Annotated in this window: 27 protein-coding genes and 1 pseudogene; 23 read left to right on the top strand and 5 right to left on the bottom strand. The window is 50.8% G+C overall.

The window, feature by feature from the left end; genetic code table 11:
- Positions 1–2 precede the first annotated feature (2 nt).
- The 3 genes from deoC to FGI41_RS12365 all read left to right on the top strand — a co-directional run bounded on the left by deoC (position 3) and on the right by FGI41_RS12365 (position 1,938).
- Positions 3–668, top strand: a complete 666-nt coding sequence (deoC, locus tag FGI41_RS12355; protein ID WP_139490450.1) for a deoxyribose-phosphate aldolase — start codon at positions 3–5, stop codon at positions 666–668.
- Positions 669–809: 141 nt separating this feature from the next.
- The gene (locus tag FGI41_RS12360; RefSeq protein ID WP_176560253.1) at positions 810–1,268 is read left to right on the top strand and encodes a CidA/LrgA family protein; all 459 of its coding nucleotides are present in this window, start codon (positions 810–812) and stop codon (positions 1,266–1,268) included.
- Position 1,269: 1 nt separating this feature from the next.
- Positions 1,270–1,938: an LrgB family protein gene (locus FGI41_RS12365; RefSeq protein WP_139490452.1), complete on the top strand. Its 669-nt coding sequence runs from the start codon at positions 1,270–1,272 to the stop codon at positions 1,936–1,938.
- Between the two features lies 1 nt (position 1,939).
- On the opposite strand, the gene FGI41_RS12370 is transcribed toward FGI41_RS12365, so the two are convergent.
- A complete protein-coding gene (locus FGI41_RS12370; RefSeq protein ID WP_139490453.1) occupies positions 1,940–2,884 on the bottom strand; it encodes a Na/Pi cotransporter family protein in 945 nt (314 codons plus the stop codon).
- A gap of 92 nt (positions 2,885–2,976) precedes the next feature.
- Here FGI41_RS12370 and FGI41_RS12375 point away from each other — a divergent pair, with 92 nt between their 5' ends.
- The 4 genes from FGI41_RS12375 (at position 2,977) to FGI41_RS12390 (ending at position 6,327) form a co-directional block, all read left to right on the top strand.
- Complete coding sequence (locus FGI41_RS12375) at positions 2,977–4,341, top strand: class I SAM-dependent rRNA methyltransferase (protein ID WP_139490454.1); 1,365 nt, start codon at positions 2,977–2,979, stop codon at positions 4,339–4,341.
- Positions 4,342–4,443: 102 nt separating this feature from the next.
- Positions 4,444–5,124: a hypothetical protein gene (locus tag FGI41_RS12380; protein WP_139490455.1), complete on the top strand. Its 681-nt coding sequence runs from the start codon at positions 4,444–4,446 to the stop codon at positions 5,122–5,124.
- A gap of 108 nt (positions 5,125–5,232) precedes the next feature.
- Positions 5,233–5,688 (top strand): hypothetical protein, encoded by a 456-nt coding sequence (locus tag FGI41_RS12385; RefSeq protein ID WP_139490456.1) that lies wholly within the window; start codon positions 5,233–5,235, stop codon positions 5,686–5,688.
- Between the two features lie 3 nt (positions 5,689–5,691).
- Positions 5,692–6,327, top strand: coding sequence for a PIN domain-containing protein (locus FGI41_RS12390; protein WP_139490457.1), 636 nt, complete (start codon positions 5,692–5,694; stop codon positions 6,325–6,327).
- 74 nt (positions 6,328–6,401) lie between these two features.
- Here FGI41_RS12390 and FGI41_RS12395 read toward each other — a convergent pair whose 3' ends face one another.
- A complete protein-coding gene (locus FGI41_RS12395) occupies positions 6,402–6,944 on the bottom strand; it encodes a GNAT family N-acetyltransferase (RefSeq protein WP_139490458.1) in 543 nt (180 codons plus the stop codon).
- 127 nt (positions 6,945–7,071) lie between these two features.
- Positions 7,072–7,563: a hypothetical protein gene (locus tag FGI41_RS12400; protein WP_139490459.1), complete on the bottom strand. Its 492-nt coding sequence runs from the start codon at positions 7,561–7,563 to the stop codon at positions 7,072–7,074.
- Between the two features lie 235 nt (positions 7,564–7,798).
- Here FGI41_RS12400 and FGI41_RS12405 point away from each other — a divergent pair, with 235 nt between their 5' ends.
- Together FGI41_RS12405 and FGI41_RS12410 are read left to right on the top strand one after the other, a co-directional pair.
- Positions 7,799–8,935 carry a D-alanine--D-alanine ligase gene (locus tag FGI41_RS12405; RefSeq protein WP_139490460.1) on the top strand — a complete coding sequence of 379 codons (1,137 nt, stop codon included), beginning with the start codon at positions 7,799–7,801 and terminating at the stop codon, positions 8,933–8,935.
- 248 nt (positions 8,936–9,183) lie between these two features.
- Positions 9,184–10,230, top strand: a pseudogene (locus tag FGI41_RS12410) (alkene reductase); the annotation flags it as partial.
- 123 nt (positions 10,231–10,353) lie between these two features.
- Here FGI41_RS12410 and FGI41_RS12415 read toward each other — a convergent pair.
- Positions 10,354–11,730 carry a UDP-N-acetylmuramoyl-tripeptide--D-alanyl-D-alanine ligase gene (locus tag FGI41_RS12415; RefSeq protein WP_139490462.1) on the bottom strand — a complete coding sequence of 459 codons (1,377 nt, stop codon included), beginning with the start codon at positions 11,728–11,730 and terminating at the stop codon, positions 10,354–10,356.
- A 184-nt stretch (positions 11,731–11,914) separates the two neighbouring features.
- On the opposite strand from FGI41_RS12415, the gene FGI41_RS12420 reads away from it, so the two are divergent.
- The 14 genes from FGI41_RS12420 to FGI41_RS12480 all read left to right on the top strand — a co-directional run bounded on the left by FGI41_RS12420 (position 11,915) and on the right by FGI41_RS12480 (position 22,239).
- Positions 11,915–12,247, top strand: a complete 333-nt coding sequence (locus FGI41_RS12420) for a histidine triad nucleotide-binding protein (RefSeq protein WP_139490463.1) — start codon at positions 11,915–11,917, stop codon at positions 12,245–12,247.
- Between the two features lie 99 nt (positions 12,248–12,346).
- The gene (gene rpsU / locus FGI41_RS12425) at positions 12,347–12,523 is read left to right on the top strand and encodes a 30S ribosomal protein S21 (protein ID WP_139490464.1); all 177 of its coding nucleotides are present in this window, start codon (positions 12,347–12,349) and stop codon (positions 12,521–12,523) included.
- Between the two features lie 18 nt (positions 12,524–12,541).
- Positions 12,542–12,985, top strand: coding sequence for a GatB/YqeY domain-containing protein (locus tag FGI41_RS12430; RefSeq protein WP_139490465.1), 444 nt, complete (start codon positions 12,542–12,544; stop codon positions 12,983–12,985).
- A gap of 142 nt (positions 12,986–13,127) precedes the next feature.
- Entirely contained in the window at positions 13,128–13,802 is a 675-nt protein-coding gene (locus FGI41_RS12435; protein ID WP_139490466.1) for an NfeD family protein, read from the top strand.
- Between the two features lie 6 nt (positions 13,803–13,808).
- Positions 13,809–14,810 carry a flotillin-like protein FloA gene (floA, locus tag FGI41_RS12440; protein ID WP_139490467.1) on the top strand — a complete coding sequence of 334 codons (1,002 nt, stop codon included), beginning with the start codon at positions 13,809–13,811 and terminating at the stop codon, positions 14,808–14,810.
- Positions 14,811–14,822: 12 nt separating this feature from the next.
- Positions 14,823–15,287, top strand: coding sequence for a hypothetical protein (locus FGI41_RS12445; protein WP_139490468.1), 465 nt, complete (start codon positions 14,823–14,825; stop codon positions 15,285–15,287).
- Positions 15,288–15,414: 127 nt separating this feature from the next.
- Positions 15,415–15,663, top strand: coding sequence for a hypothetical protein (locus tag FGI41_RS12450; protein ID WP_139490469.1), 249 nt, complete (start codon positions 15,415–15,417; stop codon positions 15,661–15,663).
- Between the two features lie 146 nt (positions 15,664–15,809).
- Positions 15,810–17,096: a helix-turn-helix domain-containing protein gene (locus tag FGI41_RS12455; RefSeq protein WP_139490470.1), complete on the top strand. Its 1,287-nt coding sequence runs from the start codon at positions 15,810–15,812 to the stop codon at positions 17,094–17,096.
- A 20-nt stretch (positions 17,097–17,116) separates the two neighbouring features.
- On the top strand, positions 17,117–18,388 hold the full coding sequence (locus tag FGI41_RS12460; RefSeq protein ID WP_139490471.1) for a helix-turn-helix domain-containing protein: 1,272 nt from the start codon (positions 17,117–17,119) through the stop codon (positions 18,386–18,388).
- A 6-nt stretch (positions 18,389–18,394) separates the two neighbouring features.
- Positions 18,395–18,541: a hypothetical protein gene (locus FGI41_RS24970; protein WP_176560255.1), complete on the top strand. Its 147-nt coding sequence runs from the start codon at positions 18,395–18,397 to the stop codon at positions 18,539–18,541.
- Positions 18,542–18,740: 199 nt separating this feature from the next.
- Positions 18,741–19,214 carry a hypothetical protein gene (locus FGI41_RS12465; RefSeq protein WP_139490472.1) on the top strand — a complete coding sequence of 158 codons (474 nt, stop codon included), beginning with the start codon at positions 18,741–18,743 and terminating at the stop codon, positions 19,212–19,214.
- 134 nt (positions 19,215–19,348) lie between these two features.
- Positions 19,349–21,256 (top strand): CocE/NonD family hydrolase, encoded by a 1,908-nt coding sequence (locus FGI41_RS12470; protein ID WP_139490473.1) that lies wholly within the window; start codon positions 19,349–19,351, stop codon positions 21,254–21,256.
- Positions 21,257–21,295: 39 nt separating this feature from the next.
- Positions 21,296–21,556 carry a CDGSH iron-sulfur domain-containing protein gene (locus FGI41_RS12475; RefSeq protein ID WP_139490474.1) on the top strand — a complete coding sequence of 87 codons (261 nt, stop codon included), beginning with the start codon at positions 21,296–21,298 and terminating at the stop codon, positions 21,554–21,556.
- Positions 21,557–21,657: 101 nt separating this feature from the next.
- Positions 21,658–22,239, top strand: a complete 582-nt coding sequence (locus tag FGI41_RS12480) for a Uma2 family endonuclease (protein ID WP_139490475.1) — start codon at positions 21,658–21,660, stop codon at positions 22,237–22,239.
- A gap of 48 nt (positions 22,240–22,287) precedes the next feature.
- Here the strand turns inward: FGI41_RS12480 and FGI41_RS12485 are convergent, their stop codons facing one another.
- Positions 22,288–22,890, bottom strand: coding sequence for a DUF3298 and DUF4163 domain-containing protein (locus FGI41_RS12485; RefSeq protein WP_139490476.1), 603 nt, complete (start codon positions 22,888–22,890; stop codon positions 22,288–22,290).
- Between the last annotated feature and the right edge of the window lie 137 nt (positions 22,891–23,027).

Below are 23,027 nucleotides of genomic sequence, written 5' to 3' on the forward strand. Positions count from 1 at the left end.
TTGTGCAATTGAACAAGTACATTGACCACACGGCCCTCAAGCCAGAAACAACTGCTTCCCAGATCGAAACACTGTGCCAAGAGGCGAAAGAGTACAATTTCTTCTCCGTCTGCGTCAACCCAATCTGGGTGAAAAAATCTGCGGAGCTGCTCGCAGGCTCTGACGTAAAAGTCTGCACCGTCATCGGCTTCCCACTCGGTGCCAACACTCCAGAGGTAAAAGCATTCGAGACCCGTGACGCTGTAGCCAATGGCGCACACGAAGTAGACATGGTACTCAACGTAGGCGCACTCAAGTCCGGCGACCTCGATCTGGTCAAACGCGACGTGCAAGCAGTTGTTGAAGCATCCGGCGACGCACTCGTAAAAGTCATCCTCGAAACAGGTCTGCTCACCGACGAGGAAAAAGTAACCGCATGCAACATCTGCGCAGAAGCAGGTGCGGACTACGTGAAGACCTCCACAGGCTTTGGTCCTGGCGGTGCGACTGTAGAAGACATCGCTCTGATGCGCAAAACCGTAGGCCCTGACATCGGTGTCAAAGCCTCCGGCGGCGTGCGTGATACCGCAGGTGCGGTGGCGATGATCGAAGCAGGTGCGACCCGCATCGGTGCGAGCGCAGGCGTTTCCATCGTTTCTGGCGTAAAAGCAGAAGGCAGCGGCTACTAAGCAATCGACCCGCTCATGCAAAAAGCCCGACCGTTGAAGAATGCGGTCGGGTTTTTCATTTCGATTTTCTATTCTGCTCGGGGCAAACAGGTGTATACTAATGGCAAAAACGTTTGTACCGACCGAGAGGAGAAGAGACAGATGAGCGAAGAGAAACCTACTGGAAAAGATGGCGTCACTGTCTCACGCGGTGACTGGAAAACAGCGCTGCGGGGATGGATCATTTTATTGATCTGCTACGGTGTCGGGGTGCTGCTGCAGCATGCAGGCGTACCATTGCCCGGCAATCTGATCGGATTGATGCTGTTGACACTCTGCCTGTTGCGAGGCTGGGTAACCTTTGCCGTGATGGAGCAGGCTTGTCAATTTTTACTTCGGCACATGCTGTTCTTTTTTATCCCGATCATCGTGGGGGTGGCACAGTATGCAGGGCTATTGCAGGAGCAGGCGATTCCGGTGACGGTGGCGATGCTGACCGGACCGCCATTGATTATGTTAATTACGGGCAAGATCGTACAGAAGGCACACGATCGAATCGCTGCCCGGGATACCCGGGATAAGACCATCAAAACCTCTTTTGAACCAAAGGAGGAGAAGTAACATGGAATTACTGGCGATCTTACTTACCTTGCTGGTCTATCTCGGCGTCCGTCGCCTATCGGTACGATTTCCCCGCGTGCATCCGATGATCTTGTCTGCTGTGGCGATCTGGTTCATCTGGTGGCTGATCTCCGGCGATTTTGAGGTATATGCCAAGGGTGGTCAGTGGATCACGTTTTGGCTTGGACCCGCTACCGTGGCGCTTGCCTATCCCGTAGCAAAAGAATGGCAACAGCTGACCAGCATGTGGAGAAGCGTGCTGGTGGCTGTTGCCTTTGGAACGGGGGTAGTAATGATATCGACGTGGATCACGATGGAAATGTTGCAGGCCGATCCAGTTCTGACCCGTAGTATTTTATCCAAATCCGTCACCATGCCGATTGCCATTGAATTATCCGAAAACATCGGCGGGATTCCACCACTGTCTGCATTGTTTACGGCGATCACCGGGATTATCGGCAGTGTGATGATGCGCCCGTATCTCAAGGCACTGGGGATCACGGATGACTGGGCGATTGGCATCGCGGTTGGGACCAGTGCCCATGCGATTGGGACAGCGAGTCTGTTGCGCGATTCTGAGCGGCAGGCTGCGGCGTCCAGTCTGGCAATGATTTTGGCTGGTGTGATCACGTCTCTCTACTACATTCCGCTGCATTTGTTGTTGGGATGATTTACCGCCGCTTCTTCTCCGGAATGAGCCATTTCATAAACCGCGCAATCTGATAGGCGAACGGCAACGCCACAAGCGAGCAGACCAGATTGTAGATCGTCTGTGCATGTGCGATCTGCGTCGCCGGATCACTCGTTAGCGAAGCGGTAATCTTGGCTAAAATAGAGAGGAGCGGCAAAAACACAATCGCACCCGCCACATTGAACCACGTATGCAGCCAAGCCACCTGACGGGATGCCGTGTTGGTGCCGAAGCTGGCGATAATTGCGGTAAAGCACGTCCCGATATTGGCCCCAAGCACGATAGCAAGCGCCGTCTCCATCGTGAAAATATTGTGTGCCATCAGCCCCATCGTGATCGCAGTAGTTGCAGAGCTACTGTGGATTAAGGCGGAGAACACCGTCCCGGTAAAAAGTCCGATCCAGATCGAACTGCCGCTGTCCATAAACAGCTTGCGGAAGGCTTCTGAGTGTTCCAACGGTTTGGCCATCACCTGCATGGTATCGATCCCAAGGAAGATCAGACCGAATCCGGCGACGATCAGCCCGAGACAACGGATGGTCAGCTTTCGTTGCAGCCACATCGCCACCCCGATCAAGAGCATCGGTACCGCGAATTCTTCCAGCTTCAGTGCGATCAGCTGGGTCGTGACGGTCGTTCCCACATTGGTGCCGAGGATGATCCCGACCGCATTGGCGAAGCTAAGCACCCCCGACTGCGTCAGACCAATCGTCAGCACCGTGACCGCGCTTGAGCTTTGCAAGACAAAAGTAGATAATAGACCAGAGATAAAACTGCGTGTCGGCGTCTGCGTGAAGCGGAGGATCATCCTCTCCATCCGCTCTCCCGCCAGATTGTGAAACCCGATGCGCATCGCATACATACCCAACAGGAAAAAGGTTAATCCCAAGCTAAACGGCAGGATTATATCATAAAACCACGACATGGCAAAAAATCCCCCCAAGTGCTAAACGATATGTTTACTACTTACGCTATGCCTGTACCAAGACAAGCATGACTAGGAGGCCGTACAACCCTATGGCAAAAGTAATTCTGACCAAAAACCGCAAAAAACGCCTCGAAGCAGGCCACCCATGGATTTTCCAATCTGAGGTGCAAGAGATCCAAGGCGACTACATTCCGGGCGATATCGTCGACGTTGTCAATGCGTCTGGCGCGTTCCTCGCCAAAGGCTACATCAATCCCAATTCCCAGATGATCGTCCGTGTGATGAGCTATAACCAGGAGGAGAAGATCGATCTCGACTTTTTCATCCGCCGTTTCCGTGAGGCAGGCGAGCTGCGCACCCGTTTTGTGGACAACCCACGCGCTTGCCGTCTCATCTACGGCGAAGCTGACTTCCTGCCGGGCTTAATCGTTGACCGCTACAATGACGTACTGGTCGCCCAAATCCTCTCCCTCGGGATGGATCTGCGCCTCGACCTGATCAAGCAAGCCTTGATCGAAGTCTTCGCACCAACAGGCATCTATCTGCGCAACGATGTGCCAGTACGTAAGCTGGAAGGCTTGGAGGAGACCAAAGAGGTGCTCTACGGCGACTGCCCGCGCGAGATCGAGATCGAAGAGAACGGTCTGAAGTACATCGTCGACATCATCGAAGGGCAGAAGACCGGCTTTTTCTATGACCAACGTGAAAACCGCGCAGCCATCGCTCCGCTCGTGACCGGCTGGGGAGCGAAGCACGGCATCGAGTTGCGGCCGCTTGCCACCGACGGCGAACCGCTTCAAGACAAGAACGGCAAAAGCCGCGCTGGTGCAGAACCGATGCTGGATGAGCAAGGCGAGATCGTCACCAAGCCAGTCGACATCCGACGCAACAAAGTGGTGAAAAACCCATTCTGGGATGGTGCCGAGGTGCTGGAGTGCTTCACCCACACCGGTTCCTTCACACTGAACGCCTGCAAGCACGGGGCGAAAAAAGTAACCGCCCTCGACATCTCCGAGCATGCCGTCGAGACAGCGAAGCGCAACGTCCAGCTCAATGGATTTTTGCACCGCGTCGATTTCGTCGTCGCCAATGCTTTCGACTACTTGCGTGAAAATGTGGAGCAGGGCAACACGTGGGATGTCGTCATCCTCGATCCACCTGCGTTTGCCAAGTCCCGTGGAGCGGTCAAGGGCGCATGCCGCGGCTACAAGGATATCAACCTGCATGGTCTCAAGCTCGTCCGTCCAGGTGGCTATCTCGTCACGGCATCCTGCTCGTACCACATGTCACCCGAGCTGTTCATGGAGACGATCCAAGACGCTGCCTACGATGCGAAAAAAATCCTGCGTCTCGTCGAATTCCGTGGGGCAGGCAAAGACCACCCGCAAATCAGCGGCGCAGATGAGGGGCATTATCTGAAGTTCGCGATTTTTGAGGTACGGGATCGCAAGTAAGCGATAACCATGATAAAAAAGGTGCAGATGAACCAAATCTGCGCCTTTTTCCAGTTTTCCCACGACATATATCGGGTATAGGTATGGTAGGGGAGGGAAACGATGGACACGATCACTGACGATTCGCAACTCAGCTTCATACTGATCGGCATTGGTCTTTTTTTGGCCGTAATCACCGTATATGCCCTTGTCAGCCGTTCTCGCCGGATACGCCGTGGGCAAGAGGACCGTTGGCTGTTGGACTTTATCCATTTTTATCGGAACATGGGCTTCTTCTCTTACTACTACGATTTGGCCGACCGTGAGCTTGTGAATATCCTCAAGTTGCTTTATGCCGATGAATATAGACGCCAGATCCGCCTCAAACACGCTTCTACTGACTTGGACATGCTGGTCTTAGACGAAGTCCGAGTCTGGACGGATGATCTGGAAGCAGATGTGGGGCCTGGTGAACAGGTCTATGTAAGTACGCTCTACCGCTGGGCCGAAATCTCGCAGGGAGAGTTTCACCCAACCGAGATCATTGAGACCTGGGACGGGGAAGAGGGGCCGATTACCATTGAGTTCACCTTGCATGGGGTAAGACATACGATTACACCGAAGTATCTGGAGGATTGGATGGATATCGAAACGCTCATCGACAGTGTCAACGCACTGATCACCGATACCGGGCGTCAATTTGTCTGGCACTCGGATGGACAAGCGGCTGTCGTGTTACTACTGACGCAGGAGGAACGCGAGCGGATGGAGCGTGAGCGTGGGGTACAGCTTTGGAGTAAATAGGACAATAATAGGCCACAGGATGGTGTTTGGGAGAACACGTTCTGTGGTTTTTTGTGTGGGATGCTGATAAAATGTAATATCAAGATTACATCGTAAGGGGGGAAAGGGATGGATAATTTCAAATACGTAAAACCGGATTTTGCGATCGTGGACAAAGATAGCGGTAAAGAGGTCGTGGTTATTGAATGTAAGGAAATGGATATGAACTCGAACTTGGGAATTCAACAGCTTATCCATTACATGGATGCCTTTTATACTGAAATCGGATTATTGATCACCCCTGACAGTACATTCGTGGTTACCGAGGGAATCCCATTAACAGGGAAGAAAACCGATTATGAAATTAAGCGTATTGATACGAGTTTGCTTTTTCCCATCGATCAGGAAAAGAATACAGAGAAAGTCCAAGATCTTACCGACAAAGAGTTCGAGAGTCAAGTATACGCAAAGCTTATCGAATTGGTGGAAGAGATCAGAGAAGGCAAGTCTTACACCCGATCCAAACTGATATCACGGAAACTCCCTTACCTGCTGCAAAATGCAAGAGTAGTCAAGGGGGCATAACTAGTGGACAATGCCACCGTCTTCGTTGAAACCAATTTCCTTATCAGTTTGTTATATCCCCATTTACGATATAAAGACCATGAAGCTGCAAAGCAACTGATAGAGCGAAGTCGTGTAGGGGGGTACGATCTTGTAATCCCGTTTTATTCAACGTTTGAATCGTTAGCAACGACCAGAAGGATCAAACAGGAGTTCACCAGATGGTTGTCCCAAATGGAAGCTTACCAGGATAACTTGCTGAAATATCAGATCATCTCCCGAGAACAGATGGATGTACTGCATAAAGTGAATGAACAAATGGATCAATATAGTGAGCAAGACTTCGAAAAAAACCTACAAGAGATCATTGATCAAATAGATGTGGTGCACATTGATGAAAGGGTTCTTCAACTGGCAAGATATGAGATTAGCCCGTTAAACATCTTTACAAAGGGAGATTCTCTTGACGCTTACATACTGGCCAGCATCATAAAAAGATGTGAAGAAATCGGACCCGATTCAGTGAAAATATTCATGAGTACAAATACGGAAGAGTTTAATAAAGTACCTGAAGAATTATTAAACAAACACAAATTAGTCTATATCAATAACTTTAATTTTCAGTATGGTTTGAAAAAGTGGAAAGAAGAATATCCATGATATGCGGCGTTCACAAAAACAGCACCCATTCCTTATTAATAAGAATAGAGTGCTGTTTTTTGCTATTTATATATCTATTTCTTCCAATCCTCCGCCAACAACCCATACACCACATGATCATAAAACCGATCATTCACCCACTCCACCTGGCGAACCGTCCCTTCCAGCGTAAAGCCCAATCGCTCCGGAATCGCCCGGCTGCGGACGTTCTGCACTGTCGCCCGAATCTCAATCCGATTGAGCTTCCACACGTCAAACGCATAGTCGATCAGCGCCCGACAAGCCGAGGTCATCAGCCCGCGGCCTTGATACCCTTCTGCCAGCCAGTAGCCGATCGTCGTCTTTTTATGAGCCCAGTCGATCGAATGAAACCCAATCATCCCAACCAGCTTATCCTCGTAAAAAATCCCCGCCTGAAAGCCGTTATTGTTGCCAACCTGCTTGCTCGTGAATTCGATAAAAGCACGGGAGTCTGCCGGCGTCAAAGTATTATCCACCCAAGGCAGCCAAGGGCGCAGATGCTCCCGATTGGCATCCACCAAGGCAAAGCATTCTTCGGCATCCTGTACGTTCAATATACGTAAAAAAGCAAGATCACTAAGCGCGTATGTAAACATGAATCTGTCACCTCATCTATGGCTTTTCAATATTTTACCTAGGCTGAAACTAAAACTCAATAAAAAACATGAGCCCCGACAGGAACCCATGCATGCATCCATCCATGTTCTTTTTTCAAATACACACTCACGTAAACTGCTTATCCGACTTCACCTTTTGCAGGATCTCCAGCGCTTTTTTGAACGCTAGTTCCTTGCCCAAAAGCACCTGGCTTTCTGCCGGAGTATGAGCGCGGATGTCGGCGAGCATCTTCAGCTCCAATTCCAGCAGATGCTCGATGATATGCACCTGTACCTTGCCGATATCCCGTTCGCTCCGCTTTTCCCGCTCCCAGTATTCCTTCTGGGCCTTGGCTTCTGCGACGTATTTGTCGATATCATCTTCGAGAAAACGGGTCGCGGTACAGATCACATTCATATACTCATCCGTCTTGGAAGGAATCAGGCGGAGTGGGTGGCCGAGGTGGGCGAGCAAAAATTTATGCAGGATGATGCTGTTGTGCGTGTGGGCGTTATGCAGAAGCGAATATTCACCCAGAAAGTTGCCGGTCTCTTTATTGTACGTGTGCAGCAGGGTGTAGCTGGAGCAGTACGTGCATAACAGCAGATAATCTCTCATGGTACATCCCTCCCATTTTGCGAAAAGAGTGCCATGAACAGGCGCCAGACTTTGTGTTTATCATATGAAACGCCTAGGACAAAAGTGAATGTGTCCCCTTGTTTTGCCGAAATACTTTATGTATGCTGGATAAGTACCAAAAAGGATGGGGGGCATTTACTGGGCTCCTGCATACCATACGGAGTAGGAGAAAGTTGCTTGTTACAGCAAGAGGAGAGAAAGGGGCATTATTTACATGGGGAACAAAATCCGCCTTGGCATTGTGTATGGGGGCAAATCATCCGAACATGAGGTTTCATTGCGTACCGCCCTTTCCATTATGAAAGCGGTCGATCCTGATAAATATGAAATCAAACCGGTCTACGTCACGCTCGAAGGCAGCTGGATTCAAGGTGAGACCGTTGCTGATGCACGATTAGTACATGTTGAAAAACTGCGTCTGACCAACGGAAAAACCGGAACAGAAGCAACCACCGATGCCGCACAGCAAGACACCGCTGTCGCATCTGGCGGCCAGCCGCAAGCACCTGGAATGTTTTTTGGTAAAGAAGTTGACGTCATCTTCCCGGTCGTCCATGGGCCTAACGGTGAGGACGGCACGATTCAGGGGCTGTTGGAGCTGGCTGGCATCCCATACATAGGCACAGGAGTCATGGCCTCCGCTGTCGGGATGGACAAATGGATGATGAAAAACGTCTTCGCCCAAGTTGGTCTGCAACAGGTCAAATACGTCGGCGTCCTCCGCAACCGGGTGGAAAAGGAAATCGACGCCGTGATGGATCAGATCGAGCAGGAGCTGGGCTATCCGTGCTTCGTCAAGCCGGCCAACATGGGCTCAAGCGTCGGGATCTCCAAGGCAAAAGACCGCACTGAGCTTTCCGAAGCGCTTCAACTGGCCTGCAAATTTGACCGCCGTCTGGTCATCGAATCCTTCGTCAAAGCGCGCGAGCTGGAGATCGGGGTGCTGGGTAATGAAGAGCTGCTCACCTCTGTCGTCGGCGAAGTGATCGCGGCCAAAGAATTCTACGACTACGAAGCCAAGTACAAAGGCGCGGGCACTGAGCTGCAAATCCCTGCCAATGTACCGGAATCCGTCGTCACCCGCATGGAGGAGATGGCCCGCACCGCCTTCCAAGCGATCGATGGCTCAGGTCTCACTCGTGTCGACTTTTTCTGGGATGAAGCAGCCGATCAGATCTACATCAATGAAGTCAACACCATGCCAGGCTTTACGCCACACAGCATGTACCCGCTCCTGTTCGCTGCAGCGGGCATCCCGTACAACGAGCTGATCGACCGACTCGTACAGCTTGCGCTGGATCGCCATGCAGAGAAGCAGAAGAATGTGGTGTCTGCAGAAGAGCTGGAGTAGGGAAGACGGAACAATAAATACGAATGAAAAAGCGTGCAAGCATACTCCTTGTCGAGACGATGCTGTGCACGCTTTTTGCGTCTGATCCCATCGAGTTAACCGACACTTTTGCATAATGAATCACTTGAAATGGAAATTACAGTAAGATACTATATTTGGAGAAGTTCATGAACAATCAAAAGGACCGAATCGTTCCCCATCTCCCACAAACGAAAACGAGAGGAGCTTCCCCCATGACCAAAACCGCAAAAGCCAAGCTGTTCGAACCCATCCAGCTTGGAGCCTGGAATCTCAAGACCCGCACCGCGATGGCCCCAATGACCCGTTGCTTCGCAGATGAACAGACAGGTGTTGTCGGTGAGGACGTAGCCGAATACTACCGCAGACGGGCAGCAGATGGCATCGGCCTGATCATCTCCGAAGGCATCGTCATAAGCCCGCGCGGCAAAGGAAACCCCGGCGTACCCGGACTCTACACACAAGAGCAGATCGACGCTTGGAAAAAGGTCACGGACGCAGTCCACCGTGAAGGCGGCACGATCATCGCACAGATCTGGCATGTCGGACGCCTCTCTCACCGTGAACTGGCTGGCAATCTGCTTCCGCAGGCTCCATCTGCAATCGCTGCAGAGGGGATGATCGCACGTTTTCGCCAACCATATGACACTCCAGAAGCGATGACCACAGAAGACATCCAAGAAGTGATCGGTCAATTCGCCCAAGCCGCCAAGAACGCCATCGCAGCAGGCTTTGACGGGGTCGAAATCCACGGAGCACACGGCTATCTGATCGACCAGTTCACCTATGATGCCGCCAACCAGCGCACAGACCGCTACGGCGGAGACCTTGCCGGACGCCTGACTTTTATGAAAGAAGTACTCCAAGCCGTGATTGATGCCATCGGCGCAGACCGAACCGTCATCCGCTTCTCCGCCTTCAAGGTGGATAACCCGACCTATATGTGGGACGACCCGGAAGCCGCGCTCCGCACCTTCACCGATATGTTCAAGGAAGCGGGAGCGAAGATCATCCACCCGTCCACCATGGACTTCACCCAAGTCCTCGCAGATGGCCAAAATATGCACCAGCTGGTCCGCAAGCACTGGGACGGCGCGATCATCGGCGTAGGCAACCTCGACCCTGACACAGCGGAAAAAGCACTGGAGGAAGGCTATATCGACGTCGCCGCATTCGGCCGTCCACTCATCTCCAATCCAGATTTCCTGCACCGCGTAGCGGAAGGGGAGGAGCTTGTTGTCTACGATCCAAAAACACACCTTGCGGAATTGATCTAAGCCAACCATCGGCTAGACAAAGGTGTCAGCAAATCGAACGCACACAAAAAAGCCAGGACGCTCTCCCGAAATCGAGATGTCCTGGCTCTTCTTTTTAACGATGCATATCAGGTCGGTGTTCGCCTAGCCCTTCAACTGCTCCACAAGCCAATCCAGCTTCATTCCCCGAGACGCTTTCACCATCACAGCATACTCACGTCCCACATAAGGCCGGATCGCCTCCACAGCCTCTTCCTTCGTATCAAAATGGAGCTTTTCCCCCGTAAACCGCTCAGAGATATGGCGCGAATCCTTCCCAATCGTCACGACCAGCGGGAACAAATCCTTATATCGATTGGCATACTCCCCAACCTCGGCATGCAGCACAGCACTGTCTACCCCCAGCTCAAAAATATCCCCGAGCACCACAATCTTGCGACGCTCCGGAAAAATCCCAGCCAGTGTCTCCAGCGCAGCCTTCATCGAGTAGGGACTCGCATTGTACGCGTCATTGATCAACAGACCACCTGACTCCGTCTGCACCACCTCAAAGCGCATCCCCGACACACTCGCACTCTTCAGAGCATCCGTAATCTGCTCCACCGTCATGTCAAAATACCGCGCAATCGCAATCGCCGGCAACGCATTCTGCACATTAAACTTACCCAGCAGCGGGAGGTACGCCTCGAACGTTTCCCCTGAACGGAAATGCACGGTAAAATGCGTTCCTTCATCAGTAGCACGCAAGTTGTCCGCCCAGATATCCGCCTCGCCTTCCACGGAGTAGAACCACACCTCACCTTTGGCCAGATGGCTTACTTGACGCAGATACTCGTTATCTCCGTTCAACAGCACCAGACCGTTCGGATTGTTATGCGGCAGCAGCTCCGCTTTCGCCAGCGCGATTTTTTCCCGCGTCCCGAAAAATTCGATATGAGCATCCCCGATCGTCGTGATCACACTGATCTGCGGGTGAACCAGCGAGGCCAGCAGATCGATCTCACCCGCGTGATTCATCCCCAGCTCCAGTACCGCCACTTGATGCGTCTCGTCGATCTGGGTGAGCGAATAAGGCACACCAATATGATTATTAAGATTTTTATACGTTTTATACAGATGGAACTGACTGCCCAGGAGGTGAGCGATCAGATCCTTGGTTGTCGTTTTTCCGTTGCTGCCCGTCACCGCGACGAACGGGATGTCGAAGCGCTCCCGGTAAGCAGTCGCCAGCTTTTGATAAGCACGCAGCGTGTCATTGACCAGAATCAGCCCAAAATCCTGCGGTAATTCATCTGGAATCTTCGTCTGATCAGAGACAAGTGCCGCCACAGCCCCTGCCTCATAAGCGGTCAGGAGATAATCATGGCCGTCGCGCGCTTCACCCTTCAGCGCAACGAACAGACTGTCCGCAGTCAATTGTCTCGTATCAAAATGCGTCGCACGTACGCCTTGGGATGGCTCACCTTGGATAATCAGGCCCTGTGCCATCGTTTGGATGTCAGCCAGCGTAGTCAGTTGCATGGCGTTATCGCTCCTTTGTACTTTCGTAACGTAATCTTACGCCATGCTATCATGCGTGACTTGGCGCAAGCAAGACATTTTCCCGTTTGTTGCCTTTTTATGATATCATGGAAATAATATCCTGACTTATACATACGAACACACTGCGTATGCTATGTATGAATGAATGGAGGGCGTCATCCACGTGGAAAAAAGCATTTTTACCCGAATCATGGACGGTGAGATTCCGGCCAAGGTAGAGTATGAAGATGAACAGGTAATTGTCATTCACGACATCAGCCCAAAAGCTCCTGTGCACCTTCTGATTATCCCGCGCAAGCCAATCCCGACTCTGATGGACGTTGAGGGCGATGATTTTGCCATCCTTGCACACATCCATGCAGTCGCCCAGAAGCTGGCGCAAAAGCTTGAACTCAAGGGCTTCCGCCTCATCAACAACTGCGGAAAAGAGGGAGGACAAGAGGTCTTCCACATCCATTATCATTTTCTTGCAGGGTTTCAAGACGAATCCGCCTAGAATGGTTGACCAAATGTAGGTATCTAGTCTATAATGATGTATGACATTCTGTAAGTGAACAGTTGTCCCAACGGTTTTAAGCGGAGGGAGGGAAAATAGATGGCAGAGATTCGCGTTAGAAAAAACGAGTCTTTGGAAAGTGCACTGCGTCGCTTCAAGCGTGAAAGTGCGAAAGCTGGTGTATTGGCTGAGGTTCGTAAACGCCGCCACTTCGAAAAGCCTAGCGTAGCACGCAAGAAAAAATCCGAAGCGGCTCGTAAGCGTAATCGTTACTAATTTACGGGAGGGCTCATCATGAGTTTAATGGAGCGACTCAATCAGGATATGAAGCAAGCGATGAAGGACAAAAATGCCCTTAAGCTCTCTGTTATTCGATTGGTGAAAGCCGCTATCCAGAACGAAGAGATTAACAAAGGGCAGTTGTCTGAAGACGAATTGCTTACAATCTTGGCCCGTGAGTTAAAGCAACGCCGTGACTCCCTCCAGGAATTCGAAAAGGCTGGTCGTGAAGACTTAGCCAGCAAGACACGCGATGAAATCGAAGTGTTAACCGACTATCTGCCTGCACAGTTGAGCGAAGATGAGCTTCGCCAGATCGTCCGCGAGACGATTGCTGAGACAGGTGCCAGCTCTAAAAAAGAGATGGGTAAACTGATGGGCGCGCTGATGCCGAAAGTAAAAGGCAAAGCCGAAGGTGCACTCGTCCAACGTGTCGTCTCTGAAGAATTACCATCTTAAATAGATGCGTCAAAACCCGGTCTACTTCGGTAGGTCGGGTTTTTTAATTTTATATCGACAAAATGTTGCAACGGAACTCCACCATGAATCGTATATCTTAGTAGCATTTGACAGATGATGGGGGAAAGGAGGTAGAGATCTGATGGAACCAACCATTACAGAGACGATTGCCAGCATCGTGACCCATCCGTACATGCTCTCCCTGTTATTTACCCTTGGGCTCGTCGGATTAACCATCGAATTTTTTGCTCCTGGTCGTGGTGTGGGAGGGGTGATTGGGCTCTTGGCATTTGCCTTGTATTTTTACGGGCATCTGGTGGCGGGGTATGCGAGTCTGATGCATATCGGGCTGTTTCTTTTGGGACTCCTCTTGTTGATGCTCGAGCTGGTACTGCCGGGCGGCATCGTCGGTGGGCTGGGGTTCGTCAGTCTGGTGGGGGGATTGGTGCTTGCTGCTGCTGATACCAGCCAAGGTCTTCTCTCACTCGGTGTGGCGATCGCCATTTCGGCTGTGGTCGCTTATGTGCTCTATCGGTATTTTGGGATGCGGGGTGTCTGGCACAAGCTCGTCCTCACTGATCAGCAGCACAATGAAGACGGATTCGTCGCAGTCCCAAACCATCGGGAGCTGATCGGTAAGACTGGAGTGGCTCTGACCCCACTGCGTCCCGCTGGAGTGGTGCAGATGAATGAGAAGCGGATCGATGCGGTCAGCGTCGGTAATTACATTACGCAGGGAACACCCGTGACCGTCGTACAGGTAGAAGGGGCCCGCGTGGTCGTGCAAGAACAACAGGATGCAGATTGGAAGGAGTAGGTTGTTATGGATGGAAGCTTTGTTTCGCTTGTTTTCTTCGTCGTTGTAGGGGTGATTGCCTTATCTGTGTTTTTCTCATTCGTTCCGGTGATGCTGTGGATCTCAGCACTCGCCTCCGGGGTAAAAGTGGGGATTCTCACCCTGGTTGCTATGCGCCTGCGCCGTGTCGTACCGGCACGGATCGTCAACCCGCTCATCAAGGGTCATAAGGCAGGTCTGGATCTCAACACCAACCTGCTGGAGAGCCACTATCTGGCCGGTGGTAACGTCGACCGTGTCGTTGATGCTCTGGTCGCCGCCCAACGTGCAGATATCGATCTCGGGTTCGAGCGTGCCGCCGCGATTGATCTCGCCGGCCGTGATGTCCTGCAGGCTGTCCAGATGAGCGTCAATCCAAAAGTAATCGAAACTCCGGTCGTTGCTGCTGTAGCGATGGATGGGATCGAAGTCCGCGCCAAAGCCAAAGTAACCGTCCGTGCCAATATCGAACGCCTCGTCGGTGGGGCGGGGGAAGAGACGATTATCGCCCGTGTCGGGGAAGGGATCGTCACGACGATTGGTAGCTCCCAGCGCCACAAGGACGTGCTGGAGAACCCAGACCGAATTTCGCAGACGGTACTGAACAAAGGCTTGGATGCAGGGACCGCTTTTGAAATTCTCTCGATTGATATCGCAGACGTCGATGTAGGCAAAAACATCGGGGCACAGCTGCAGACCGACCAAGCAGAAGCAGACAAACGCATCGCCCAGGCCAAAGCAGAGGAACGCCGTGCCATGGCGGTCGCTACCGAGCAGGAGATGAAAGCCCGTGTCCAAGAGATGAAGGCCAAGGTCGTCGAAGCCGAGGCACAGGTTCCACTGGCGATGTCAGAAGCACTCCGCACAGGCAAGCTCGGCGTGATGGATTATTATAACCTGCAAAACCTCCAGGCCGACACCCATATGCGCAAATCATTCGGGCATGTGGATGAGAAGGCAGATGCAGGCATCGACGATGAGCAGGGGTAGGGGGTCTCTGTGATGGATGTGATCGCTGATATTCTGGAGATTCTGTTCAACCTGATCGGTGGTCAAGGGAGCCGGGAAAAAAAGCGCACGACCGTCTATCCAGCGTCAACAGACAGACACCCGACCCATCATGGATCGGGGGAAGCTTGGGAGCAAGATGACGACGATGACTTAGCAGATCAGGAAGGCTGGGATGATGAGTGGGAGGACAAGTGGGACGAAGGCATCCCGACTAACACGGCTCCGTCTGAATATGACCTCCCACCAGTCTCCGAAGGCCGTGATGCCCCACACCAGCATGAGGGAGGAGCAGGCTTCAAGCGGCCCATGCTCCAACCATCGGTCCAACAGCCTGCACAATCTGTAGCCTCTGTTAAGCGACCCAACGCACGCGAGGGAATGAAATGGGCATTGATCTTTTCTCCTCCTCGCTCCAAACAGCCCTATGGATCACCACCACTGACCCGCAAACGATAAGAGTTTCCCATTATACCCAATGAATCCCAAATGAAAGGACGTTTTGGGATTCTTTTTTTGTGAGGAAATGGTATAATTTTGATATATAACTAATTTGAATAAGTATAAAAAGAAGGGGCAGATAAGCGTGGGTCAATTAACTCCAGAACAGTTGGAACGAAAGCGGGATTTGACAATCAAGCTCTTGAACCGGCTGGCTAAAAAGCATGCGTCCGTCAAAGCGACTTTGGACAAGCTCCAAGGCAAGGATTTGATGATGCAGTTTGATATCATTCACAGAGAGCTTCCCATCATGAGCGGCTTGACACTGGAACTATTAGAAGACCGGGAAAAGACAGAACAATTCGTTTCTGCGTTTGAACTCATGCATCCATAATATACATATCTGATATCAAGGGCATTTCTGCATCGGGCTTGGCAGAAATGCCCTTTTTTCTGTACATTCCTTTTCATAAATTTATATGATAAAGTATTAACAAAATATTAAAAACGATGGCATATCAATAGGTAAAGGTGATCTTGATGACTGATTATCCAACTGATCAACATACCTTACAGTCGCTTGGCGAATTGATCCGCAACCATCGGAAAAATGCCCAGCTTACCCTGCCTCAGCTGGCAGAGCGAACAGGCCTGTCCAAGGGCGTTATCTCCAAGCTGGAGAATGGAGAGACGAAGCGGCCTGAACTGAAAACGATTCGAACGGTCGCTCATGCCCTGCAAATCCCGTATGATGAAGCCATCTCCTACTATATCAAGGTGGAGCAGCGCCCGGAGATTCTGCGCGACCTGCTTCTGGAGATGATTGGGCGTAATGACCAGTCACTCATTGGCAAGGTGGCGATCAAGCTGATCCAATCCCCCAAGCGTGACAGCCAAAAGGCGTTGGATGAGCTATACACCATCGCCAATTCGGTCCTCTGCCCATCCACCCAGATGAACCTGTACCAACTGATCCTCAAATATGCCCGCGAGCATGGTCTGCAAAACTATGTAGCCAAAACTCTGATGCAGAAATTTACGATCAAGCGTGTGGATCTTGATCGGCTGCAGGAAGCGTATTGGATTGGTATGGAGCTTCTCTATTACATTTCATATCTGACCGCTCAGGAGCGAGTTGACTTTTACTACAGACTGAGCATTCACTCCTTTAATTTAAAAAATTATAAAGAGAGTACCTTTTTTTGCGAACAGGCGTTAAAGGAAGATAACACCAAGTCAGCCCTGCGAGCAGGAGCCATTCTGGCCGCAGTCAACAGCTTCTCTATTCTTGGTGATTTCGAAACCGCGGAAGAGTATCTTCGCTTGTATGAGGAGAATGACTACCCGCATGTGGAAGAGAATGCGAGGATGGTCCGGGCGATTTTTCATTACCGGAAAGGGGAGCTGAGCTTAGCGATCCCTGCGCTTTTGGCCTGTTTTGAGGAAGCTAGCTCCAATGCCAAGATCCATATCGCCAACAAGCTGCTGGAGCTCTATGCACTGATCGATGATTTTACGGCGATGGAGGAGATCTTTGCCCAGGAGGAGCTGATGACTACGTTTCCAAGTCTGACTCCCTACAAGCAAGACGAGCTGGCACGCTACTATAAGCATAAGGCTCACTACTACGTACAGACCCAACAATTCCGGGAAGCCATCGAGCTCTACGAAAGGAGTGCCGGGCTGGCCCGTAAAGATACGAATGTGCATCAGGAAATCTACCAAAGCATGCAAACGATCATCGCCTATCATCGTACGCGGAAGATACCAATCTCCCTGCCCGTCATTGAGAAGATGGAAGAGGTATTTGCCCGCTTCGGTGTGTAAGAGAGGAAGAGTAGTTGACCATGAACACGCTGACATTAGGGGAACTCGTTCATCTTTACCGCAAACAGGCTGGTCTGACCATACAGCAATTAGTTGAGCGCACGGGTGTCAGCAAGAGCGTCATCTCCAAAATCGAAAACGGTTCCACGCGTCGCCCAGAGCTGAAAACGATGAAATCGCTGGCCAGTGAACTGGGCATTCCGCTAGAGCGAGTGGTTGAGGAATACATAGAGACCGAACACCGGATGGATGCGTTGCGCCAACTGCTGGCGGAAGCGGTCAGGCTGTCCAATGTGTCGATGCTCTCCAAGGTGACACTCCGCCTGATTCAAGCCTCTCAGGAGGACAGCTATACCGCTGTAGGCCACCTCTATGACGTGGCTGGTTCGATTCTCGATATTCCGGTGAAGCTGTCACTCTATGAGCTGATCATTCAGTATGCCCGCAACCACGGCATGCAGCGGTATTTGGCCAAAGCCATCCTGCAAAAATACCTGATCAACCGTTACGACATCAACAAAGCGGAAGCAGCCTACCGCGAGGGTCTGCAAATTCTCGATTATATCGACTATCTGGACTCGCATGAACGGCATCGTGCCTATTATTATCTGGGAATTCAAGCATTTTCGCTTAAGATGTACGAACAGTGTATCAAGCTGTGCCGTGCCGCCATCCACGAAGATACGACGATCAGCGTCCCAAGGATTGCTGCCGTTCTGGCGGTAACCAACTCCTACTCATTGATGGGGAATTATGAGATGGCTGAGGTATATCTTGAAATGTACACCAAGTTTGACTCGGAGCAGGTACAGGAGAACGCCCAGTTTTTGCGGGGAATTCTATATGCCAAAAAAGGGGAGTATGCTCAGGGCATCGAGACGCTGCAGGCTTGTTTTGAAGAATCCAGCCCCCATGCACGGATTCACATTGCCAATAAGCTGTTGGAAGTCTACCTGCAGTTTGACATGGTGGAAGCGATGCAGGAGATTCTGGCTGCCGAAGAGACCCTGCTCGATTTTGGGCCTACCAACCCGTACAAACAGATGGAGCTTGGGACATATTACCAACAAAAAGGAACCTTTCTCTTCTCTCAAGGATTGGAACAAGAAGGCATCAACAGCCTGCTCAAAGCGATGGAGGCCTTTGGAACAATCCAGTCGTACCGTGAAGTGAACACCTGTATCCAACTGATTTTGAATTTTTTTCGAAAAAATCAAAAAAACATTACATTGGAACTACTAGAAATGTTCGAAGCGGTATATAATATAATAAATAAGACACAAGAGGGATGAGGTATTATGAAAAAACTCCTAAAAAAATCAATTTTTGTTGCTGCAGTCCTGTCTCTGGCTACATCCTTTGGCGTTATTGAAGTGGCACCGAAAGCGACGGTATCTCCAACTGCTGTGATTATTGGCCCAGAAGCTCCAGACCCTTGGGTATAGTTGAACTTATTTTATAGTCATTATAAAAAACGTTCTGCACAGTACAGAGCGTTTTTTTTCATCTATAATTGTCGAATAATGTCGAAAGTTTCTTCAATCGCGCGATTGCGGCGAAATGAGAAACCAATATTAGAATAAAACTAAATAAAACATGGTAAAAAAGTATTACCTTACAAACACCGTATAAGGAGGGAACATCATGTCACTCGTCTGGCCTGATGAAGTAACAACGATTCGTCCCACTATCGAAACACCCAAAGAGCGTCCCGCTGACCGCCAAGCCACAGGAACGCTCCTCACAAAAAATGGTGGAAGAAGAAGAAGACGCACCTTGAAACAAGAGGTGATCCTCAAGAACATCTCCAAGGTTTCCGTCTCCCAAGACAAGTTATTCGTACACGGAACACTCACCGGCTCCAGCATGTACGCGGTGGTCAATGATAATCAGAAAGTGATCATCTCCGCGATGAAGCTGAATCAATCCACAGAGCCAGTGCCGGTCACGCTCGAACTCACAGGCGAAACCGAGCTGTTGCTTGCTTTTGTCAACGAGATTTTGACCCAGACAGAGGAAGAGGGACAGGAACTCTCTCTGAATCGGTTGACCGATGAGCCTTATAATCTAAAGTTAGCGCAGGTACAGGTAGATTGGGAAAAAATTCCTACTCACTAACATGACGAAGAGATATTCAGTCCAAGAGGGTTGGCTGGTATCTCTTTTTTGCTATTTGTCCTAGAAGGATTGACGCAGGCCCTTGGTTGGGGATACGATTGTCCCAATAGAACCAGAAACAGGGAGATGAGGAAATGAAAATCGGTTTCGCTAAAGCGCTCTCAATTGTCGCGCTATTCTCACTAGTCGGCTGTTCAACCGTGCCTGCATTTGCCGCTGAAGCACCTGCTGTACCGGAGCAGACTTTTGGCAATTTGTCAGTCAAACAAGCCCTAACCGCCGAGACCGGCACGACTGTCCAGGTGGAAGACAAGATGGTTGTGATGAAAGACGGCACACCATTGGCTGTCCGGATTTACCGCCCGGAGGCAGAGGGGAAATATCCGGTTCTGTTTACCCGGACTACCTATAAAAGTGGTGCATTTATCGACCCGCATGGAAAAGGTGATTATGCCGATGTCGGGATGGCCTTTGCCCAGATGGGGTATGTCGTTGTGGTGCAGGATGTGCGTGGGAAATTCGCTTCCCAAGGGGAGACCGATTATTTGTTCCGCTCCGATAAAGCAGATGGTGAACAGACGCTGGAGTGGATCGCGCAGCAGCCGTGGAGCAACCAGAAGATCGGGATGTTTGGCGCTTCCGCACGTGGGATGACACAGAACGTGATGCAAGATACCAAGAATCCGAATCTTCAGGCGATGTTTGTCATAGCGGCACCAGCCCAATATTATGATGAGGTCGTGTTCCAGGGCGGGGCGTTCCGCCAAGAGCTGATCCAATCGTGGCTTGCCTCCCAGAACATTTATGATATGGCCAAGAAGTACGGTCCGACCAGTCTGGAATTCCTCACCGCTTCTGCAACCTATCTGAAGCTGGCGGGCAAAGAGAGCCTGTATTGGTACAACCCGCTGACCGAATTCCCGACACTGGGCAACCAGAGAGGCTCTGAAAAAACCAAAGTGCCGGCTTACTATGAAGGGTTCCAGCATGCGGTAAAAGACGGCTTTTTCAAGCATTACGACAACTCGCTGATGTTTAAAAACAGCCACATCCCCACCTACCAAGTGGCAGGCTGGTATGATATTTTTAGAGAAGGAAATCTCAAGAACTTCGTTGGATTGCAGAAAAAAGGCGGCGAGGGAGCATTCGGCAATCAGAAGCTGCTCGTTGGCCCTTGGTCGCATATGAATATCGGGGACAGCCCTGAGTTTGCCGGGGATGAAAAGGATCTGACCGCTGAGATGAAGCGCTGGTTTGATTACTGGCTCAAAGGGGAAGATAACGGAATCATGAAAGAAGCCGCTGTCTCGTACTACACCATGGGCAGCAATGAATGGACAGAAACGGATACATGGCCGATCCGCACCGGGCCGAAGCGTTATTACTTCCATTCAGGTGATACCGGTACGGCTGAGTCGCTCAATGACGGCTCCCTGTCGCTTGCGAAGCCACGCGGGGAAGAGGCGGATTCTTACGTCTACGATCCGAACGACCCGACGCTTACGATCGGTGGGCAGCTGATTTTCCCAGACATCAACATTCAAGGGAAGCGAGATCTGGTTGGTCCAGAAGACCAGCGTGAAGCGGAAAAATCCTCACTCACCTATACCGGCGAGAAGCTTACAGATGATCTGACCATCACAGGCGAGGTGTCTGCCGTGGTCTATGCTTCGTCTGACCGCAAAGACACAGACTTCGTCGTCCGTCTAAGCGACGTGGCTCCAGATGGTACGTCCACGCTGATCACCGACGGAATCCTGCGCGCACGCTTCCACCAAGGGCAGCATAAAGAAGTCTTTTTGGAAGACGGAAAAGTGTACAAGTTCACCGTGAAACTGGGGAACACCAGCCATACGTTCAAAAAAGGTCATCACATCCGCGTCGCGGTAGCGAGCAGCAACTTCCCGCGTTTTGACCGCAATACAAATACAGGCAATCCGATTGGCACAGACCGTCCGGAAGATATGCTGATCGCCAACAACACGGTATATCATGACCAGGCACATGCTTCCTACATCCTGCTCCCTGTGGTGAAGAAATAACAGCTCCAACGAAGCACCAGCAAAGGAGAGTATCACACCATGTCTATGTACGACAAAAAAGGCCCATACATCATCCATGAAGAGCCAGGCCCTAAATTCTACTGTATGTGCGGTCTCAGTGATGAGCCACCATACTGCAACGGCTCCCACAACGGCAAGGAGACCGGCAAGCGCCCCTATATCGTCAAAGTGGAAGAACCGCGCACCGTCAAAATCTGCGGTTGCGGCAAATCGGCTACGATGCCATACTGCGACGGGGCACATGGCAAGTACGAAGCGGCTGAGAAAACAGAAGAGTAGACAGATGGCAAAAACCCCTGGTTGTGTATAACGCACTCGGGGTTTTTGCGTTGTTAATGTCCCAAGTGGTCAGATATAATGGAGCGAAGAGGTGAGGAACGATGAGTATTCCACATCACAGACCGAATCAACGGTATACCTATCAAGATTATCTGAGTTGGACGGGAGATACCCGATGGGAGCTTTTTGAGGGAGTTCCTCATAGCATGACCCCTTCCCCATCCACGGTTCATCAGCAGATTTCGATGAGCCTGTCATCCGCTTTTTATCAATATCTGAAGGGAAAGACATGCAGCGTGTTTGCAGCACCGTTTGACGTGCGGCTGGTTCAGGAGGGGGAGTCGGAGGCGAACAGCACTACCGTCGTACAGCCGGATATCACGATCATCTGTGACCCGAATAAACTGGATGCCAAAGGCTGCTTAGGCTCTCCTGACTTACTCGTAGAGATCCTCTCCCCATCGACGGCCAAGGTGGATCTGATCACGAAGCGCCAACTGTATGAAAAATTCGGGGTGCCCGTTTATTGGATCATTGATCCGGTGAATCAGTTTGTCCAAGTTCTCGAAAGGCAAAAAAATGGGTTATATGGCACTCCAACTGTATACTTTGCGCAGGATGATTTGCCCGTGACGATCTTCGACGGTTTTATGATTCCGTTACGCGACATCTTTACCACCTGACCCGCTTTTCACCAACAAAAAAACCTGAGCACCCGTCTCAGGTTTTTTCTATCTCATCAACCGCATCAGCGGCCCGTTCGGATCGACCAACCCCTTGAACAAGGTGTAGGGAATCACAAAAACCAAAAACCCATACGCATACGGCGTATACTCATACAGTTGAAAATAAATCCCTAACCCATTCGTGGTCAGGTAAAACGGCTGCTCATCTTTTATGCCACCAAAAGGCCTGAGCATCGGCACCTGTTGCGCTTGGATCTGGCGGCGGATGTAATCATTAATCCGTCCTTTCCAATTGGTATTGGGCGCAAACAGATCAAACAGACTAAACATCCCGCCACCCTGCAAATCAAAATTGAGCGAATACTTATGCTGGATGCCATGAGCACCGCCAGAGTAGCTGTCCGTGGTGAACACGATGCTCAGAATCCCACGCTGATTCATCGGGATATTGTACGTTCCTTTAAAATAACGCAGGTTCGGGTCCGTCTGCTGCCCAGCGATCATCTCCGCGTATTGCCGGATCGTCTGATTGATGGAACGTTCAGCATTTTGATTGGGAAGACCAGTGATGACGGGGTAATGCATCTCAACGGGCGGGCGTTTGATCACATGGTCACTGATTTTGGCGGATAGCCCTGTGTATACCAAGCGTGCCAGCTCCTTTTATAAAAATCATATTTGTCATTAGAATATGATACGAATGAGGTAGGTGCGACAAGAACTTGTCCGCCAAAAAAAGAAAGCTTGTTTCATGGTTTGTGCAATCGGCGCATACGATGAAGCAA

Source organism: Brevibacillus dissolubilis, assembly GCF_006170445.1.
Classification (GTDB): domain Bacteria; phylum Bacillota; class Bacilli; order Brevibacillales; family Brevibacillaceae; genus Brevibacillus_B; species Brevibacillus_B dissolubilis.